A 19181-nucleotide genomic window follows, 5' to 3' on the forward strand; every position below is an offset into this window, starting at 1 on the left:
TAAACATCATCGTCGCTGCTGCGCTAATACCCACAATGATATTTATCCATGCAAAGTATAATTTTTCCCACTGCGCATCGGAAAAAGCATACTATCTCAGGGTTTTAGCTTATCCTCTCCATCATCCTATAAGCGAAAAAGATGTGAACCCGCACATAAAATTTAAGTTAAATGAATTAATTCCCGAGACAAATAACAAGTTATTTTGACTTCCTTACATTCTCCCCTATTGCACATCTGAATTTATCGCTCTATTATTAGTCCAACAAACCACCCCACAATATAAGTTTGAGATTACTACAATGAGCGAAGCACTTAAAATTTTGAACAACATCCGTACTCTTCGTGCGCAGGCAAGAGAATGCACCCTTGAAACGCTCGAAGAAATGCTGGAAAAATTAGAAGTTGTCGTTAACGAACGTCGTGAAGAAGAAAGCGCTGCGGCTGCGGAAATTGAAGAACGCACTCGTAAACTGCAGCAATACCGTGAAATGCTGATCGCTGACGGTATTGATCCTAATGAACTGCTGAGCACCATGGCGGCAGTTAAAGCGGGAACTAAAACCAAGCGCGCTGCACGTCCGGCTAAATACAGCTACGTTGACGAAAATGGCGAAACTAAAACCTGGACTGGTCAGGGTCGTACTCCGGCAGTGATCAAGAAAGCGATGGATGAGCAAGGTAAATCCCTGGACGATTTCCTGCTGTAATAAGCCATCCTGTTCGTTTAAAAATCCCGCTGCGGCGGGATTTTTTTTATCCGTTATTCGGGACCGGTTCCGGGCGGGCATAAAAAAACCGGGAAACGAATCTCGCTCCCGGTTTCGCATTCTGCCGCGAACGATTACTTCGCTACGGCTTTATCCAGCCAGGCTTTAAATTCAGCGCCCAGGGACTTGTGGCGTACGCCATATTCAACAAAAGCCTGCATATAACCCAGCTTATTACCGCAGTCGTGGCTCTTGCCTTTCATATGATAGGCTTCTACCGTTTCTTTTTCGATCAGCATATCGATGGCGTCGGTCAGCTGAATCTCATCGCCGGCTCCCGGAGGGGTTTTCGCCAGCAGTGGCCAAATATCCGCGCTCAGCACGTAACGACCGACAACCGCCAGATTAGAAGGCGCTACGTCCGCTTTCGGTTTCTCGACGACACCAACCATCGGTACGCTCTCACCCGGCTGCAGGGCCAGGCCCTTGCAATCGACAACGCCGTATGCGGTAACGTCAGCAACCGGTTCAACCATGATCTGGCTTGCGCCGGTCTCATCGAAACGAGCGATCATTTCGGCCAGGTTGTCGCGAGACAGATCGGATTCATATTCATCAAGGATAACGTCCGGTAAAATAACCGCGACCGGCTCATCACCCACTACCGGGTGCGCGCAAAGCACAGCGTGGCCCAGACCTTTAGCCAGCCCCTGACGGACTTGCATAATAGTCACGTGCGGCGGACAAATAGATTGGACTTCTTCCAGCAGCTGGCGTTTTACGCGTTTTTCCAGCATCGCTTCCAGTTCAAAACTGGTATCGAAATGGTTTTCAATCGAGTTTTTCGAAGAGTGCGTAACCAGAACAATTTCGGTAATCCCGGCGGCAATACATTCGTTAACAACATATTGAATTAATGGCTTATCTACCAGCGGCAGCATTTCTTTCGGAATAGCCTTAGTAGCGGGCAACATCCTGGTGCCTAATCCCGCAACCGGGATGACAGCTTTTCTTACTTTTGAATTAAGCGCAGCCATTGAAATCTCCTGGACTGTTCGTTTTTTAAACTTCTCGTTAATAATATGGTATCGAGTATATCAGCCTGCTCAGTCAAAGCTGTTCCGAAAAGGATTAGATATCTTCGAATTAGGAATTTTACGCATTAAACCCGGCGATAGTACCACCACAAAAGATCGCGTGGTAATCCCACGAGCCTAAAAATAAGCACAATTGTTCACTCCGTGGTCAACATCAGGCGTAAACGTCCGCCAGCCCCCCAAATTTGGCACTGCCATGATGCGCAGCGTTGACTAATTTGGTTGAGGTATGCATTACCTAAAGTGCCTAACGGAACGCCATTACTAATCTGAATTTGATGTTCTCCCGTATTCAAGGTGCCATTCAAACCCGCGGAGACTAAAATTAAATTCTTCAAGCCGCTGTGGTAATACCCTACCAATAATGGGAATTGCCCGGGTAAGTTTGCCTGCCGCAGCAATTGGTTAACCTGTTTTAGCAGACTGCCCATCTCCGGCAAACGCTGCCCCTGATGAGCGAGCTGCTCCTGCAGTAACCCATTAAACAGCGCGCGCAGCAATAGGGCCGCCAGAACGCCATTATCACCTGCTCGTGTGACATCCAGACAATAAAACGCCAGATCGTTTTCTGATAGCGGCGCAATATCGAGCACGAGCCCTGGCTTATCGACAGAGACAAGCTGGCGATAGTGAATACGGCAACGCGACATCTCCTGCTGCACCGGCGGCTGGAGCTCCTGAAGCAGCCTCGACGCCGCGCTAGGATCGCTTACCAGCGCATCCCAGTCCTCAAACAGGCGCTCTTCTTCTTCGACACGCGAATTAAACATATTGGGATAGAGGCAGGCATACACGGTTTCTCGCAGGCGATCGAAATCTTTAACCGGTTTGAGCAGGATATCCTGAACGCCCAGGCGCAACGCTTTGGCGATGTCCGCCATGTTTTCCGTCGCTGAAATCATCAGAATCGGCAACTGCTCGCCCTGGTTACGTACATGTTCTACCAGCTGCAGTCCGTTCATTCGCGGCATGGAGATATCGCAAATCATCAAATCGGGTTTTGACTCCGCCATTTTTTGCAGTGCATCTATACCATCTTCCGCCTGTACGATGGTCGCACCAAGTGAAGCTAACCAGGTGTGCATAAGAGAGCGGAAAACGGGTTCGTCTTCAACTATCAGAATCTGTTTTCCCGCCAATGGCTGCGTCATGATCTCTCCCCTGACTGACGATAATTTAATAGTGGCATGATATTCACGCTACCGCCTGTCAGAATTTACTTAAGTATGCATCAAATGCGCTCCACGGGGGTACGCACTAAAGGTAATAGTTCATCCATTTTCTTTTCCACTGCCAGATGTCCGGCGGCGATAGCTTCGCCGGCCCGGTGGAAATCAAGCGTGGAGATTTGCGGGCAAAAGGGCTGAATCAGGATATCAGGCGGGTCGCCCGCCATACGATTTCGCTTGAGGCGATTCTCCAGAACCTGAATTGACGTCGACATGATTTCCATCGCCGTTGGCGCCCTCGTCGCCCGACGTGACGTCATACGCGCCAGGCGCGTGCGCAGCCGTGAATGCCACGAAAAATCTTCCTCGCTCTCCGGACGAGGCACCTCCATTGACAGCAAATCCTGCTGCATCAGATGCGCATCGTGCTGCAAATCAACGGCAATGACGATATCTGCGCCCATGGCGCGAGCCAGAGACACCGGCACGGGGTTAACCACCGCGCCATCCACCAGCCAGTAGCCATTATGCATCACCGGCGCCATCAAACCCGGCATACTGCAGGACGCACGGATCGCCAGATGCAGATCCCCTTCCGTAAACCACAGTTCACGACCGGTGCTTAAATTCGTTGTGACCGCCGCGAAAGGACGTTCGCAGCGCTCGATCTCGCTGACGGGCATGAGTTTGCGGTATTGACTAAACACGCGCTCGCCCCGCAGCAGGCCACCCCGTTGCCAGGAGAGATCCATTAACTTCAGTACGTCCCAGTTACTAAAGGAGCATACCCATTTCTCCAGGGCCGGAAGCCGATTGCAGGCGTACGCCGCTCCGACCAGCGAGCCAATGGAGCACCCTGCGATAACATCGACGTCGATACCCGTCCGCCGTAAGGCATTAATCACGCCGATATGCGACCACCCGCGAGCGGCGCCAGCCCCTAACGCCAGGCCAATTTTAAGCTTTCTCATGAGTACCGAAACATATCCTTCCACTCCGGGCATGGCATCATCGCCATACCTCAGTTAACATAATGCGCTTTGGCGGCGTAGCGCCGTCTTTCTTTTTCCTGTGGAGGCCGTTTTGTCGCCATTATGCCCCTGTGGCAGCGCTCTGGAGTATAGCTCATGTTGTCAGCCTTATCTGGCTGGCGCGCAGCTGGCGCCAGATCCGTCACAGCTGATGCGCTCCCGCTATAGCGCGTTTGTTATGAAAGACGCCGACTATCTGATTAAAACCTGGCACCCCTCCTGTCAAGCGCAGCAGTTTCGCGCAGACCTGGAAAACGGTTTTACCCGCACACAGTGGCAGGGTCTCACCGTCTTTGCCGCCGAGACGGGCAAGAACCCGGATGAAGGCTTTGTCAGCTTTATCGCTCGTTACGCTGACGATAACCGCTCCGGAGCCATTATTGAACGATCCCGATTCTTAAAAGAAAACGGACAGTGGTATTATATTGACGGCACGCGACCGCTAATCGGTCGTAACGATCCCTGCCCTTGCGGTTCAGGTAAAAAATTTAAAAAATGCTGCGGTCAGTAAGCCAGCAGCAGAAATAGCAAACACTACAGGATTTTCCCCGCGATGCATTCACAACAACGTAAAGTACTGCGCACTATTTGCCCTGATCAGAAAGGCCTCATCGCGCGTATCACTAATATCTGCTACAAGCACGAACTGAATATCGTGCAGAACAATGAGTTTGTTGACCACCGAACCGGCCGCTTCTTTATGCGCACCGAGCTCGAGGGTATTTTCAATGATTCAATCCTGCTGGCGGACCTCGACAGCGCGCTGCCGGAAGGTTCAATTCGTGAACTCAATCCAGCAGGGCGCCGCAGGGTCGTCATTCTGGTCACCAAAGAGGCGCACTGCCTCGGCGATCTGCTGATGAAAGCTAACTACGGCGGCCTGGACGTAGAAATCGCCGCCGTCATCGGCAATCACGAAACGCTACGCTCACTGGTTGAACGGTTTGATATCCCCTTCCAGCTGGTGAGCCATGAGGGTTTAACTCGCGAAGAGCATGATAAACAGATGGGCGACGCGATCGCCGCCCTTGAGCCGGATTACGTTGTGCTGGCGAAATACATGCGGGTGTTGACCCCAGAGTTTGTCTCTCGTTTCCCGAATAAAATTATTAATATTCATCACTCATTCCTGCCGGCTTTTATCGGCGCGCGTCCGTATCACCAGGCCTATGACCGCGGGGTGAAGATTATTGGCGCCACCGCACACTACGTGAACGATAATCTGGATGAAGGCCCAATCATTATGCAGGACGTCATTCACGTCGATCATACCTACACCGCGGAAGATATGATGCGCGCTGGCCGCGACGTCGAGAAAAACGTTCTGAGCCGCGCGCTGTATCAGGTTCTTGCTCAGCGGGTATTTGTTTACGGTAACCGGACGATTATTCTTTAATCTCAGGGAAATGAATTGATTAGCTTTGCACCTTTACGGATAAAAAGCAGGCAAACAGCTTCATTTCCCTAAAGGAATGCTTTACAGGGGCGTCTCATTTGATATGATGCGCCCCGCTTCCAGCAGGAAGCAGGCCAGTAAATAGCATTACCCCGTGGTGGGGTTCCCGAGCGGCCAAAGGGAGCAGACTGTAAATCTGCCGTCATCGACTTCGAAGGTTCGAATCCTTCCCCCACCACCATTCTTTACCACGTTGTTGTGGTAATACCGATGAACGTAAACGATGTTTGCACTTATCGGGAAGGGTGAGAATCTTCGACCAAGGTTCGAGTCGAGCGAAAGCGAGACAACGTTGCCGCAGGCAACGGCCCGAAGGGTGAGGAGCGAAGCGACGAATAATCCTTCCCCCACCACCATCTCTCAGCTTGACCTCAAAATTTGAATTACCCCTGGTGGGGTTCCCGAGCGGCCAAAGGGAGCAGACTGTAAATCTGCCGTCATCGACTTCGAAGGTTCGAATCCTTCCCCCACCACCATCACTTCCATGTCGTATTGAATTCACACTTCGCTCAGTGCCCCATATCCATCCCATGCGGGAAGGATGAGAAGCTTCGACCAAGGTTCGATTCGAGCGGAGCGAGAAAGCGTTGCCGCAGGCAACGACCCGAAGGGCGAGGCGCAACGCGCCGAGTAATCCTTCCCCCACCACCATCACTTCCATGTCGTATTGAATTCACACTTCGCTCAGTGCCCCATATCCATCCCATGCGGGAAGGATGAGAAGCTTCGACTAAGGTTCGATTCGAGCGGAGCGAGAAAGCGTTGCCGCAGGCAACGACCCGAAGGGCGAGGCGCAACGCGCCGAGTAATCCTTCCCCCACCACCATCACTTCCTTGCAGTACCTCAGCAAAATCAAATTATCAAAACCGTCTTAGTTAGCTCTTTTATTTCTCCAGAACTGATTCTGTATTTCTGCCATATGTGCCCCGGCGGCGCTACGCTTGGCCGGGCTACAGACTGCATGCCCTTGTAGCCCGGCCAAGCGTAGCGCCGCCGGGAGCAGACCGCACAAATGAAAAACCCTGCCGCAGCAGGGTTTAGCTTTACTCGAAATAGAATTAGCGACGGGCGCGAACAATCTGGTATTTGCGCGTCAGGTACTCCACCGGCGCGCTCCAGATATGCACCAGACGGGAGAACGGGAACAGCACAAACAGCGTCATGCCCAGCACCAGGTGCACGCGGAAAATAAACGCCACGCCGTCCAGGTGCGAAGATGCTCCGCCGTGGAAGGTCACCACCGACTGCGCCCAGCCGACCAGCTTCATCATTTCGCTACCGTCCATATGCTGAGCGGAGAACGGAATAGTCAGCAGGCCCAGGGCGCACTGCACCATCAGCAGGGAGAGGATCAGAATATCCGCTCCGGTGGTGGTGGCGCGCACGCGCGGGCTCAGCAGACGACGTTTCAGCAGCAGCAGACCGCCCACCAGCGTCATCACGCCGCAGGCGCCGCCCGCAATCATCGCCATCTTCTGCTTCACGTCGACCGGCAGGAAGGATTCGTACATCCAGTGCGGCGTCAGCATACCGAGAAAGTGACCGGCAAAGATCCCCAGAATCCCGATATGAAACAGGTTCGAAGCCAGATTCATCCCTTTACGGTCCAGCATCTGGCTGGAGGCCGCACGCCAGGTATACTGCCCGTAGTCATAACGCAGCCAGCTTCCCACCAGGAACACCGTACCGGCGATATACGGATAGATGTCAAAGAAGAACATATTCAGGAAGTGCATTATTGCTGTCCTCCGTTAGAGATATTCAAATATTGCGGGGCAACGGCTCCGGCAAAACGACGCTGGTGAGCGGAGATCTCCGACTCGCCGCAGCCCTGATCGGCAAAGAATTTCACCTGTTCTTCTTCCCAGACGGCGTCCAGCGCCTGCGGCGTATCGTCGCGGGCTTCATCGGCGATTTTTTCCGCCACTTTCTGGCTATCGACCTGCGCGTTAGCCAGCTTGAGCAGCAGCTCAAACAGCGCCACGTAGCCGCTCTCGCGCTGCTGCAGGCGAGCGCTGAGCAGGCCGAGAATCGGCGCGACGTCCTGCAATCCGCCGAGCGCTTCCGCTTCCGGCAGCTGCGCCAGATACTCCAGGTACAGCGGGAGATGATCCGGCAATTCGCGGCTATCCAGCTGCAGACCGTGGCGCTCATACTGCGCCATCAGGTCAACCATTGCCTGGCCGCGATCGCGGGATTCGCCGTGCACGTGCTCAAACAGCAGCAGCGAGGTCGCGCGGCCGCGATCGAACAGTTCGCTATAGCGAGACTGCGCGTCCAGCACATCCTGAGCGGTCAGGTCACGCAGGAAAACGCTCAGCTTATGGGCATCCTCCGGCGCGAGCTTTTCCGAAGCGGCGATAGCGTCAAACAGCTCCTGCTGATGCTGCCATAAGGCAGCGTCAGGGTACTCGAGAAGGCGCGACACAATGACGAGTTCAATCATGGGTGCGGCTCCGTTTTGCTGGTGACGTCGATAGCATCGATACGGCGGCTGTTAAACAGATTGAACTGGCTGTCAGAACCGTGGCAGCCGTCGCCGAAGGTAAAGCCGCAACTGTTTTTCTCCGGGAAGGCGTCGCGGGCCTGCTCGCGGTGGCTGCTCGGCACCACGAAACGGTCTTCGTAGTTAGCGATAGCCAGATAGCGATACATCTCCTGCGCCTGGGCTTCAGTGAGGCCTACCTCTTCCAGCGCCCGGGTATCCAGTACGCCGTCGACGGTTTCCGCGCGTTTGAAGTGGCGCATCGCCAGCATGCGTTTCAGCGCCAGCAGCACCGGCTGGGTATCGCCCGCGGTCAGCAGGTTGGCCAGATACTGAACCGGGATACGCAGGCTTTCCACGTCCGGCAGAATACCGTTGCTGCCCAGTTCCCCCGCGTCGGCGGCCGACTGAATCGGCGACAGAGGCGGCACATACCAGACCATCGGCAGGGTGCGATATTCCGGATGCAGCGGCAGCGCCAGCTTCCAGTCCATCGCCATTTTGTACACCGGCGACTGCTGGGCTGCGTCGATAACGCCCTGCGGCACGCCGTCTTTCAGCGCTTGCTCAATCACTTTCGGGTCGTTCGGGTTGAGGAACACGTCCAGCTGACGCTGATACAGGTCTTTCTCATTCTCCGTGCTGGCGGCATTTTCAATGGCGTCCGCGTCATACAGCAGCACGCCGAGGTAGCGAATACGCCCCACGCAGGTTTCCGAGCAAACGGTCGGCATCCCGGATTCGATACGCGGGTAGCAGAAGATGCACTTCTCCGATTTCCCGCTCTTCCAGTTGAAGTAGATTTTCTTGTACGGACAGCCGGTGATGCACATACGCCAGCCGCGGCACTTGTCCTGGTCGATCAGTACGATGCCGTCTTCTTCACGTTTGTAGATGGCGCCGCTCGGGCAGGTCGCCACGCACGCCGGGTTCAGGCAGTGCTCGCACAGACGCGGTAGATACATCATGAAGGTGTTTTCGAACTGGCCGTACATCGCCTTCTGCATGTTCTCAAAGTTCTGGTCTTTGGCGCGTTTCTCGAACTCGCCGCCCAGAATTTCTTCCCAGTTTGGACCGCTGGTGATTTTATCCATCCGCTGGCCGGTGATCAGCGAGCGCGGGCGGGCGATCGGCTGGTGTTTGCTTTCCGGCGCGTTGTGCAGGTTCTGGTAGTCGTAGTCAAACGGCTCGTAGTAGTCGTCGATGCCCGGCAGATGCGGGTTAGCAAAGATTTTACCGAGCAGCATCGCGCGGTTGCCCATGCGCGGCTGTAGCTTGCCGTTGATCTTACGGATCCAGCCGCCCTTCCACTTCTCCTGATTCTCCCAGTCGTTCGGGAAACCGACGCCCGGTTTACTTTCAACGTTGTTGAACCACGCGTACTCCATACCCTCGCGGCTGGTCCAGACGTTTTTACAGGTGACCGAGCAGGTATGACAGCCGATGCACTTATCGAGATTCAGCACCATGCCGACTTGTGAACGAATTTTCATTTTACGCTCTCCTGTACCTGGTCGTTACCTTCGCCATCTAACCAGTTAATATTCTTCATCTTACGTACCACCACGAACTCATCGCGGTTCGACCCTACCGTGCCGTAGTAGTTAAAGCCGTAGGCCAGCTGGGCATAGCCGCCGATCATATGGGTCGGCTTCGGCGTAATACGGGTCACGGAGTTGTGGATCCCGCCGCGCTGCTCGGTGATCTCGGAACCCGGCAGGTTTACGATACGCTCCTGGGCGTGGTACATCATGGTCATCCCGGCCGGCACGCGCTGGCTGACCACCGCGCGGGCGGTCAGCGCGCCGTTGCTGTTGAACACCTCGATCCAGTCGTTATCCTCAATCCCCAGATCTTTGGCGTCCGCTTCGCTCATCCACACAATCGGCCCGCCGCGCGATAGCGTCAGCATCAGCAGGTTGTCGCTGTAGGTGGAGTGAATACCCCACTTCTGGTGCGGCGTCAGGAAGTTCAACGCCTTCTCCGGGTTGCCGTTGGATTTCGCCCCCATCACCGTTTTCACCGAACGGGTATCAATTGGCGGACGATAGACCAGCAGGCTTTCGCCGAAATCACGCATCCACTGGTGATCCTGATACAGCTGCTGGCGGCCGGAAAGCGTACGCCACGGGATCAGTTCGTGAACGTTGGTGTAGCCGGCGTTATAGGAAACGTGCTCATCTTCGAGTCCGGACCAGGTCGGGCTGGAGATAATTTTGCGCGGCTGGGCCTGAATATCGCGGAAGCGGATTTTTTCCTCTTCTTTATTCGTCGCCAGGTGCGTATGGTCGCGACCGGTAAATTCGCTGAGCGCCGCCCAGGCTTTCACCGCCACGTGGCCGTTGGTCTCCGGCGCCAGGGTCAGGATCATCTCTGCCGCATCAATTGCGGTGTTAAGCATCGGCTGGCCTTTCGCCGGGCCGTCCGCTTTGGTGTAGTTGAGCTTGCGCAGCAGATCCATTTCGCTCTGGGTATTCCAGGCGATGCCTTTCCCGCCGTTGCCGATTTTCTCCATCAGCGGGCCGATAGAAGTGAAGCGTTCGTATGTCGCCGGATAATCGCGCTCGACGGTCAGAATATGCGGCGCGGTTTTCCCAGGAATCAGGTCACATTCGCCTTTTTTCCAGTCCTTAACGTCCAGCGGCTGCGCCAGTTCGGCGGCGGAGTCGTGCTGGATAGGCAGCGTCACCACGTCGGTCTCTTTGCCGAGGTGCCCCACGCAGACTTCAGAGAATTTCTTCGCGATATCTTTGTAGATATCCCAGTCGCTTTTCGATTCCCAGGCCGGGTCGACGGCGGCTGATAGCGGATGAATAAACGGATGCATATCCGAGGTATTCATGTCGTCTTTTTCATACCAGGTGGCGGTCGGCAGCACGATGTCGGAATAGAGGCAGGTGCTCGACAGACGGAAATCGAGTGTCACCACCAGATCCAGCTTGCCGTCGAGACCGTTGTCTTTCCACTCCACTTCTTCCGGCTTCACGCCGCCCTGCTTACCGAGATCTTTGCCCTGAATACCGTTTTCCGTACCCAGCAGGTACTTCAGCATGTACTCGTGGCCCTTACCGGAAGAGCCCAGCAGGTTAGAACGCCAGATAAACAGGTTGCGCGGATGGTTTTTACCGTTTTCCGGCTGCTCTGCGGCAAAGCGAATGGAACCCTCTTTCAGGGATTTGACGGTGTAATCGACCGGCGTCATGCCCGCTTTCTTCGCCTCTTCCGCGATGCGCAGCGGGTTGGTGCCCAGCTGCGGCGCCGACGGCAGCCAGCCCATACGTTCAGCGCGCACGTTGAAGTCAATCAGGTGGCCGCTGTAGCGGGATTTATCCGCTAACGGCGACAGCAGTTCCTGTGCGGTCACGGTTTCGTAGCGCCACTGGCTGGAGTGGTTATAGAAGTACGACGTGCTGTTCATATGACGCGCCGGACGCTGCCAGTCGAGAGCAAACGCCAGCGGCTGCCATCCGGTCTGCGGACGCAGTTTTTCCTGGCCGACATAGTGCGCCCAGCCGCCGCCGCTCTGACCGACGCAGCCGCAGAAGATCAGCATATTGATAAGACCGCGATAGTTCATATCGAGGTGGAACCAGTGGTTCAGACCGGCGCCGACGATAATCATCGAACGGCCGTGGGTCTTATCGGCGTTATCGGCAAACTCCCGCGCGGTACGGATAATGTGCGCCCGGGAAACGCCGGTGATTTTCTCCGCCCACGCTGGGGTATACGCTTTGACGTCATCGTAGCTGCTGGCGCAGTTTTCATCGCCAAGACCGCGATCCAGACCGTAGTTCGCCATGGTCAGGTCGTAGACGGTGGTGACCAGCACGCTAGAGCCATCGGCCTTCTGCAGGCGTTTGACCGGCAGTTTGTGCAGCAGCACGTTTTCCAGCTCGACTTTATTAAAGTGCTCGGTGCCTTCGCCGCCAAAATACGGGAAGCCGACGTTGGCGATATCGTCGTGGCCGCCCAGCAGGCTCAGGCGCAGCTCAACGTCTTCGCCGGTTTTGCCGTCGCGCTGTTCCAGGTTCCACTTGCCTTTGTCGCCCCAGCGGAAGCCGATAGAGCCGTTCGGTACGGTGATTTCGCCCTTCTCATCAAAAGCGACGGTTTTCCATTCCGGGTTCGTTTCCTGACCTAATGCATCCACCAGGTCAGCCGCGCGCAGCATGCGGCCCGCCGCGTAATAGCCGTCGCGCTCTTCAAGCATCACCAGCATCGGCATGTCGGTGTAGCGGCGCACGTAATCGGTGAAATACTGGCTAGGTTTGTCGAGATGGAACTCGCGCAGCATGACGTGGCCCATCGCCAGCGCCATCGCCGCATCGGTACCCTGCTTCGGCGCCAGCCACAGATCGCAGAGCTTGGCGATTTCGGCGTAGTCAGGGGTGATGGCAACGGTTTTGGTACCTTTGTAGCGCACTTCGGTAAAGAAGTGGGCATCCGGGGTACGGGTCTGCGGAACGTTGGAACCCCAGGCGATAATATAGCTGGAGTTATACCAGTCGGCGGATTCCGGCACGTCGGTCTGCTCGCCCCAGGTCTGCGGTGACGCAGGCGGCAGGTCGCAGTACCAGTCGTAGAAGCTCAGGCAGGTGCCGCCGATCAGCGACAGATAGCGCGCGCCGGAGGCATAGGAGACCATTGACATCGCCGGAATAGGCGAGAAGCCCGCCACGCGGTCCGGGCCGTAGGTTTTGACGGTGTAGACGTTAGAGGCGGCAATCAGCTCGTTCACTTCCTGCCAGGACGAACGCACGAAACCGCCGCGGCCGCGCGCCTGCTTAAAGCTTTTCGCTTTGTCGGCGTCTTCAATAATAGAGGCCCAGGCATCCACCGGATCGCTGTGCTGAACTTTCGCTTCACGCCACATTTTCATCAGGCGTTTGCGCATCAGCGGATACTTCAGGCGGTTGGCGCTGTAAAGATACCAGGAGTAGCTGGCACCGCGCGGGCAGCCGCGCGGCTCGTGGTTTGGCATATCCGGACGGGTGCGCGGATAGTCTGTCTGCTGGGTTTCCCAGGTAACCAGGCCATTTTTGACATAAATCTTCCAGCTGCACGAACCGGTGCAGTTGACACCGTGGGTGGAGCGCACAACTTTATCGTGCTGCCAACGTTGACGGTATCCATCCTCCCAGTCCCGGTTGGTTTTTAGAAGCTGGCCGTGCCCATCGGCAAAGGTTTCACCCTTCTGTTTGAAGTAGCGAAACCGGTCCAGGAATTTACTCATCGGGTCTCTCCTGTGTGGAGCCTGACGGCTCTCTGATAAATCGACATTGCTGGATTTGCAGCGAAGGTAACGCTATGAAAGAGGGAGAGAATTGATAACGATCAAGACGATATGGCTTATAAAAACGGGTTAACACAGTAATTACCACCAAAGTAGTATTTATTTCTATTTTTTATTTTATTGATTAACAAAGATATTTTTCATAAAAGCCTGCAGAAAATAAGGATTAGCGATCCGCCATGGTATTAAGGGGTAGATACCCCTGAAGTCATTTTTTCTGTGACTTCAGGGGGCTTTTAAAATTACCCTATACCATTAGTATGTTGTAACTAAAAAATAAACGCTAAAAAGGGCGCAAATACCGTTGCGCCCTTTGCAGAAACTCAGAAAGAAATATTATTTCTGCTTGCGTCCGTAGACTGCCCAGGTAATCACCACGCAGGCGATATAGAACACCAGGAAGACCTTCATAGCGCCGGCCGGTGAGCCGGTTAAATCCAGCGAAATACCAAACGCTTTTGGAATAAAGAAGCCGCCAATCGCGCCAATCGCCGAAATAAAGCCCAGCGCCGCCGCCGTATCGGTCGCCGCTTCACGCATGGCCTGCGCTTCGCTGCCGCCCTGCGCCTTAACGCGATCCATGGTCATTTTGCGGAAGATAACCGAGATCATCTGGAAGGTAGACGCGCTGCCCAGACCGGCGGTCAGGAACAGCACCATAAATACCGCGAAGAAGGCAATAAAGTTGCCGCCCTCGCCGTGGGCCGGCAGCGTCAGGAACAGCAGGCCGCAGAAGATAGCCATAACCACGAAGTTCACCAGCGTCACGCGAGTCCCGCCGAGGCGGTCGGAGATCGCCCCGCCGGTCGAGCGCGCCAGGGCGCCGATAAACGGCCCGAAGAACGCATAGTGCAGAATCTGCACATCCGGAAACTGGGTCTTCGACAGCATGGCGAAGCCCGCCGAGAAGCCGATAAACGAGCCGAAGGTGGCAAGATAGAGCAGCGCCATAATCCACAGATGGGCGCGCTTCAGTACCGGTAGCTGCTCGCTCAGCGACGCCTTCGACGCCGACAGATCGTTCATAAAGAACCACGCCGCCAGGGTGAAGATAATCAGGAACGGCACCCAGATCCACGCCGCGTTTTCCAGATACAGCATGGAACCGTCCGGCTGCTCGCTGCCGGTACCGCCAAAGACGGCGAAGATCGACAGCGAAATCACCAGAGGGGCAACCAGCTGCATTACGCTGACGCCCATGTTCCCGAGGCCGCCGTTGATGCCCAGCGCGCCGCCCTGCTTCTGCTTCGGAAAGAAGAAGCTGATGTTAGCCATGCTGGAAGCAAAGTTCGCCCCCGCAAAACCGCAGAGCAGTGAAATAATCACGAAAACGCTGAAGGGCGTAGAGGTATCCTGTACCGCAAAGCCCAACCAGACGCAGGGCACGATCATGATCCCGGTACTGAACGCGGTCCAGCGACGTCCGCCGAACAGCGGTACCATAAACGCGTAAGGCACGCGCAGCAGCGCGCCGGAGAGCGCCGGGAGCGCGGTCAGCATAAACAACTGGTCGGTGGTAAACTGAAAGCCGACTTTATTCAGGTTGACGGCAACGGCGCTGAACAACATCCAGACGCAGAATGCCAGCAAAAGACACGGGACGGAGATCCACAGATTGCGGCTGGCGACGCGATGACCGCGCTGCTGCCAGAATTCAGGATCTTCGGGATGCCAGTCGCTAATGACTGAACTGTTAGTCTTCTCCGGGATTGAAGAGTGACTCATAGACACCTCTAATAATTCATATTAACCCTGGCTACCTTATGGGTTACAGGCGGCGGTAAGTTGATATAAATCAAAGGAAAAGTTGGCGCTAATTTGGCTAAAAAAAACGCATCACCCGAAGTGAGTAGCTATTTCTGCGTAAAAAAGTGTGGTTTTTCACGCCAGTGCTGGCATTGCCCGAACGTCTGCCACCAGCCCATCACACCCTGACAATTAAGGGGTAATCCTTTAGGGGTATGGGTATACTCCAGGGGATGTCCGAGAATAAGCGCCACTCCCGGATGATTTGCCGGTCAGGAGCCTCATACCCCATGTTGAAACGTCTTTTTACGCCGCTAACGCTGGTTAATCAACTCGCGTTAATCGTTCTGTTAGCCACGGTCATCGGCGTCGCCGGAATGGCGATCTCTTCTCGCCTGGTGCACGGCGTTCAGGGCAGCGCGCATGCGATTAATAAAGCCGGCTCGCTGCGCATGCAGAGCTACCGCCTGCTGGCGGCAGTACCGCTGGGCGAGAGCGATCAAAAGCTGCTCGATGAAATGACGGCCACCGTTTTTAGCCCGGAACTGCAGTACGCCGCCCGCCATGACGATCAGCAGCGCCAGCTTCAGGCGTTACAGCACTACTGGCAGCTGGAGCTGGCGCCGGGAATGCGCAGGGCGCAAAATCAGGCCTCGGTCGCGACGGATGTCGCTGGCTTTGTCGATCGCATCGACCAACTGGTGACCGCTTTCGATCACACCACCGAGGAGCGGATTAAACACGTGGTCTGGATCCAGCGCATCATGGCCGTGGGGATGGCGCTGCTGCTGGTGTTTACCATCGTCTGGCTGCGCGCCCGCCTGCTACGCCCGTGGAAACAGCTGCTCGGCATGGCCCGAGCGGTGAGCCGACGCGATTTTACCCAGCGCGCGCAGATTAGCGGACGCAACGAGATGGCGACGCTCGGTATGGCGCTGAACAATATGTCTGAAGAGCTGGCGGAGAGCTATTCGGTGCTTGAACGCCGGGTGCAGGAAAAAACCGCCGGTCTGGAGCAGAAAAACGAGATCCTCGCCTTCCTGTGGCAGGCCAACCGCCGACTGCACTCGAACGCGCCGCTCTGCGAGCGCATTTCGCCCGTTCTTAACGGGTTACAGGGGCTAACCCTGCTGCGCGATATTGAAGTTCGCGTTTACGATATGGAAGATGAAGACAACCATCAGGAGTTTTCCTGCCACTCCGATATTCAGTGCGACGACAGAGGCTGCTATCTGTGTCCGCGCGATCTGCCGCCGCTGCCGGATACCGGCACCACCTTAAAATGGCGGCTGTCGGATGCCCATAATCAGTACGGTATTTTGCTGGCCACCCTGCCCGCCGGGCGGCATCTGAGCCACGATCAGCAGCAGCTGGTGGATACGCTGGTTGAACAACTCACCGGCACCCTCGCCCTCGATCGCCATCAGGAGCGCCAGCAGCAGCTTATCGTGATGGAGGAGCGCGCCACTATCGCCCGCGAGCTCCACGACTCCATCGCCCAGTCGCTCTCCTGTATGAAAATGCAGGTTAGCTGCCTGCAGATGCAGGGCGACGATCTGCCGGAAGCGAGCCGCCAGCTGCTGGGGCAAATCCGTAATGAACTCAATACCTCCTGGGCCCAGCTGCGCGAACTGCTGACGACCTTCCGGCTACAGCTCACCGAACCGGGGCTGCGCCCGGCGCTGGAGGCCAGCTGCCGGGAATACAGCGCCCACTTCGGTTTTACGGTACGCCTGGATTATCAGCTGCCGCCGCGTTTTGTTCCATCGCATCAGGCCATTCATCTGCTGCAAATCGCCCGGGAAGCGCTCAGCAACGCGCTGAAACACGCCAATGCCACCGACGTCAGCGTTACCGTGGCGTTGCGGGACAATCAGGTCCGGCTGACGGTGGCCGATAACGGTCGCGGCGTGCCGGATCACGCGGAGCGCAGCAACCACTACGGCCTGATTATCATGCGCGATCGCGCGCAGAGCCTGCGCGGGGACTGTCAGGTTCGGCGTCGGGAAACCGGCGGTACCGAAGTGGTGGTCACTTTTATCCCTGAAAAATCGTTTTCAATCCAATAAGGAGAACTTCATGAGTCAACAGGAACGGGCAACCATCCTTCTCATCGACGATCACCCGATGCTGCGCACCGGCGTCAAACAGCTGATCAGCATGGCCCCGGACATCCAGGTTATCGGCGAAGCCAGCAACGGCGAGCAAGGGATTGCGATGGCGGAATCATTAGATCCCGATTTGATTCTGCTGGATCTCAATATGCCGGGCATGAACGGTCTGGAAACCCTCGACAAGCTGCGCGAAAAGTCGCTTTCCGGCCGCGTGGTGGTATTTAGCGTTTCCAATCATGAAGAAGATGTGGTGACCGCTCTGAAACGCGGCGCCGACGGCTATCTGCTGAAGGATATGGAACCGGAAGATCTGCTGAAGGCGCTGCAGCAGGCCGCGGCAGGCGAAATGGTGCTCAGCGAAGCGTTAACCCCGGTGCTGGCTGCCAGCCTGCGCGCTAATCGCGCCACCTCGGACCGCGACATCAGCCAGCTGACCCCGCGCGAACGCGATATTCTCAAGCTGATTGCCCAGGGCCTGCCGAACAAAATGATCGCCCGCCGTCTGGACATCACCGAAAGCACGGTCAAAGTCCACGTCAAGCATATGCTCAAGAAAATGAAGCTGAAATCGCGCGTGGAAGCGGCGGTTTGGGTCCATCAGGAGCGCGTATTCTAGGGCAGATGCTGCCACGACACGCCCTCGGCCGGTACCCGTACCAACGGCTCAGTCAGCGCCAGTGCGATCTCATTGGATGAGACGCGCTGACCCGTTTTATCCTCCACCACCAGCGAAAGATGCCAGCGGTTGCTCGCCCCGGCTTCGCTGCTCCAGCGCGGCATAATCACGGTCCAGCCGTCCGTACTGTTCGCCTCAATTGGCGATGTCAGGCTTAGCGCCTGGGTGTCCCCCTGCCAGCTCAGCGACTTAATGCCGTGCAGGCTGCGAATCTGCAGTTTCAGCTGCACCGTTTCCCCGGGCTGAAGATCCCAGGGCGGCGTCGCCAGATAAACCGACAGCGTTTTACGCTGGCGATATTCAACGACCGGCAGGTTATCCCGTTCCGGGCTGTCGTAGCGGCTGCCGCGAAGCGATCGGCTAACGGCGACTTCATCGGCCGCCAGCTGCTGCTTCAGCGGGACGCCGAAGCGATAGTTCAGCTTCAGCCCGACATCATTTTGGCTGACGCCGCTCTCGCCCTGCTTATGCTTAGCCGTGACCGTCACCAGCGGAACGGGAGTGTAATTCAGCCCCACCGACACCGCGACCGGGTTATGGTAGCCGGTACCCGAATGGAACAGATCGACGCTATCGCCAAAATACTGCTCCACGCTGACGCTGGTATTAATGTGCTGATAAAACGGCAGCCGCGCCTGGGCGGTGACATCGTAGCCGCTCGCCATACGCTGCTGCTGGGTCAGGCTACTCCCCTGCTGCCAGCCGCCGAGCGGCTGGTAGTAGTTCGCCGACAGGCGCAGCGACTCACCCCAGGCTTCGGCCCCGACGCTGCCGCGCGCCATCCGATCGTCCAGGGCTTTATCGTAGAAAGAGTTGTAGCCCAGCAGCCAGGAGCCCATCCGCCAGCGCTGGCCGAGACCAATATTGCCGACCAGACCCGTATCCCGCTGGGTGACCGAGTACTGATTCCAGGTAAGGTAGTCGCCGTTATCCTGCAGAGGGACAAACCAGCTCCCTTTGCTGCCGGTAAAATTGCCCTCTTTATCCACCAGCAGATCGACGTTGGCGTTGCCCCACGGCGAAAGCCAGTTCTCCAGCTGGTGGCTGACCTCGTTCCCCAGTTTACCGATGGCAAATACTCGCGCCTGTTCGCTGGTTGTCAGCCCGTTATCGCTCATACTGGCTTCGCCAAATTTCTTCGCCATCTCGGCAAAGTGCTTTGCGTCGTCGTCGACCTGCGGCGCCAGGCCGAGGTCGGGTAAGCTCTCAGGCGCGCCGGAGAACGCCTGATTATCCTGCAGCGCGCGGGCGGGCGCGCCTGCCAGCAGCAGGAGAAGCGGTAAATACGGGGTTATGCGGAACGACAGAGAGCTCAAATCGGTTACGTCTACTCACGAAGTGGTGGCGGCAAAACCTAAGTTTATCGTTTTTTGCCCGCCCTCGCAGCCTCTGGCGCGATTCCA

General features: G+C 56.2%; 14 protein-coding genes, 2 tRNA genes and 3 other RNA genes. 10 read left to right on the forward strand and 9 right to left on the reverse strand.

What is annotated here, in order from left to right:
- Positions 1 to 302 precede the first annotated feature (302 nt).
- Positions 303 to 710, forward strand: a complete 408-nt coding sequence (gene hns, locus CDA56_RS08295) for a histone-like nucleoid-structuring protein H-NS (RefSeq protein ID WP_004121719.1) — start codon at positions 303 to 305, stop codon at positions 708 to 710.
- 134 nt (positions 711 to 844) lie between these two features.
- Here hns and galU read toward each other — a convergent pair whose 3' ends face one another.
- The 3 genes from galU to rssA form a co-directional block, all read right to left on the reverse strand.
- Entirely contained in the window at positions 845 to 1747 is a 903-nt protein-coding gene (galU, locus tag CDA56_RS08300; protein ID WP_004851836.1) for a UTP--glucose-1-phosphate uridylyltransferase GalU, read from the reverse strand.
- Positions 1748 to 1944: 197 nt separating this feature from the next.
- Positions 1945 to 2958 (reverse strand): two-component system response regulator RssB, encoded by a 1014-nt coding sequence (rssB, locus tag CDA56_RS08305; RefSeq protein WP_025108235.1) that lies wholly within the window; start codon positions 2956 to 2958, stop codon positions 1945 to 1947.
- An 80-nt stretch (positions 2959 to 3038) separates the two neighbouring features.
- Positions 3039 to 3947 (reverse strand): patatin-like phospholipase RssA, encoded by a 909-nt coding sequence (gene rssA / locus CDA56_RS08310; protein ID WP_025108236.1) that lies wholly within the window; start codon positions 3945 to 3947, stop codon positions 3039 to 3041.
- A gap of 112 nt (positions 3948 to 4059) precedes the next feature.
- Between rssA and CDA56_RS08315 the strand changes: the two genes are divergently transcribed.
- The 7 genes from CDA56_RS08315 to CDA56_RS08345 all read left to right on the forward strand — a co-directional run bounded on the left by CDA56_RS08315 (position 4060) and on the right by CDA56_RS08345 (position 6289).
- Positions 4060 to 4518 carry a YchJ family protein gene (locus CDA56_RS08315; RefSeq protein ID WP_014229741.1) on the forward strand — a complete coding sequence of 153 codons (459 nt, stop codon included), beginning with the start codon at positions 4060 to 4062 and terminating at the stop codon, positions 4516 to 4518.
- Positions 4519 to 4560: 42 nt separating this feature from the next.
- Positions 4561 to 5403 (forward strand): formyltetrahydrofolate deformylase, encoded by an 843-nt coding sequence (purU, locus tag CDA56_RS08320; protein WP_004121732.1) that lies wholly within the window; start codon positions 4561 to 4563, stop codon positions 5401 to 5403.
- A 156-nt stretch (positions 5404 to 5559) separates the two neighbouring features.
- Positions 5560 to 5644 (forward strand) — tRNA-Tyr (locus CDA56_RS08325).
- Between the two features lie 43 nt (positions 5645 to 5687).
- Positions 5688 to 5819, forward strand: a non-coding RNA gene (locus CDA56_RS08330) — RtT sRNA.
- Between the two features lie 35 nt (positions 5820 to 5854).
- Positions 5855 to 5939: transfer RNA gene (locus CDA56_RS08335), tRNA-Tyr, on the forward strand.
- Between the two features lie 44 nt (positions 5940 to 5983).
- Positions 5984 to 6114: non-coding RNA, RtT sRNA (locus tag CDA56_RS08340), on the forward strand.
- Positions 6115 to 6158: 44 nt separating this feature from the next.
- A non-coding RNA gene (locus CDA56_RS08345) (RtT sRNA) lies at positions 6159 to 6289 on the forward strand.
- Between the two features lie 233 nt (positions 6290 to 6522).
- Here CDA56_RS08345 and narI read toward each other — a convergent pair.
- The 5 genes from narI to CDA56_RS08370 all read right to left on the reverse strand — a co-directional run bounded on the left by narI (position 6523) and on the right by CDA56_RS08370 (position 14967).
- The gene (gene narI / locus CDA56_RS08350; protein ID WP_014229742.1) at positions 6523 to 7200 is read right to left on the reverse strand and encodes a respiratory nitrate reductase subunit gamma; all 678 of its coding nucleotides are present in this window, start codon (positions 7198 to 7200) and stop codon (positions 6523 to 6525) included.
- Positions 7200 to 7910, reverse strand: coding sequence for a nitrate reductase molybdenum cofactor assembly chaperone (narJ, locus tag CDA56_RS08355; RefSeq protein ID WP_064375320.1), 711 nt, complete (start codon positions 7908 to 7910; stop codon positions 7200 to 7202). The genes narI and narJ overlap by 1 nt, the downstream gene beginning before the upstream one ends.
- Positions 7907 to 9442, reverse strand: a complete 1536-nt coding sequence (gene narH / locus CDA56_RS08360) for a nitrate reductase subunit beta (protein WP_102803454.1) — start codon at positions 9440 to 9442, stop codon at positions 7907 to 7909. Before narH ends, narJ begins: the two co-directional genes overlap by 4 nt.
- Positions 9439 to 13182, reverse strand: a complete 3744-nt coding sequence (locus CDA56_RS08365; RefSeq protein ID WP_014229745.1) for a nitrate reductase subunit alpha — start codon at positions 13180 to 13182, stop codon at positions 9439 to 9441. Before CDA56_RS08365 ends, narH begins: the two co-directional genes overlap by 4 nt.
- Before the next feature lie 396 nt (positions 13183 to 13578).
- The gene (locus CDA56_RS08370; RefSeq protein ID WP_102803455.1) at positions 13579 to 14967 is read right to left on the reverse strand and encodes a NarK family nitrate/nitrite MFS transporter; all 1389 of its coding nucleotides are present in this window, start codon (positions 14965 to 14967) and stop codon (positions 13579 to 13581) included.
- Between the two features lie 311 nt (positions 14968 to 15278).
- Here CDA56_RS08370 and narX point away from each other — a divergent pair, with 311 nt between their 5' ends.
- Together narX and narL are read left to right on the forward strand one after the other, a co-directional pair.
- A complete protein-coding gene (gene narX / locus CDA56_RS08375; RefSeq protein WP_014229747.1) occupies positions 15279 to 17057 on the forward strand; it encodes a nitrate/nitrite two-component system sensor histidine kinase NarX in 1779 nt (592 codons plus the stop codon).
- Between the two features lie 10 nt (positions 17058 to 17067).
- A complete protein-coding gene (narL, locus tag CDA56_RS08380) occupies positions 17068 to 17718 on the forward strand; it encodes a two-component system response regulator NarL (RefSeq protein WP_004103129.1) in 651 nt (216 codons plus the stop codon).
- Here the strand turns inward: narL and CDA56_RS08385 are convergent.
- On the reverse strand, positions 17715 to 19094 hold the full coding sequence (locus CDA56_RS08385; protein ID WP_033837193.1) for a YchO/YchP family invasin: 1380 nt from the start codon (positions 19092 to 19094) through the stop codon (positions 17715 to 17717). The two genes, narL and CDA56_RS08385, sit on opposite strands and share 4 nt — an antisense overlap.
- Between the last annotated feature and the right edge of the window lie 87 nt (positions 19095 to 19181).

It is taken from the genome of Klebsiella michiganensis (assembly GCF_002925905.1).
In the GTDB taxonomy this organism is placed as follows: domain Bacteria; phylum Pseudomonadota; class Gammaproteobacteria; order Enterobacterales; family Enterobacteriaceae; genus Klebsiella; species Klebsiella michiganensis.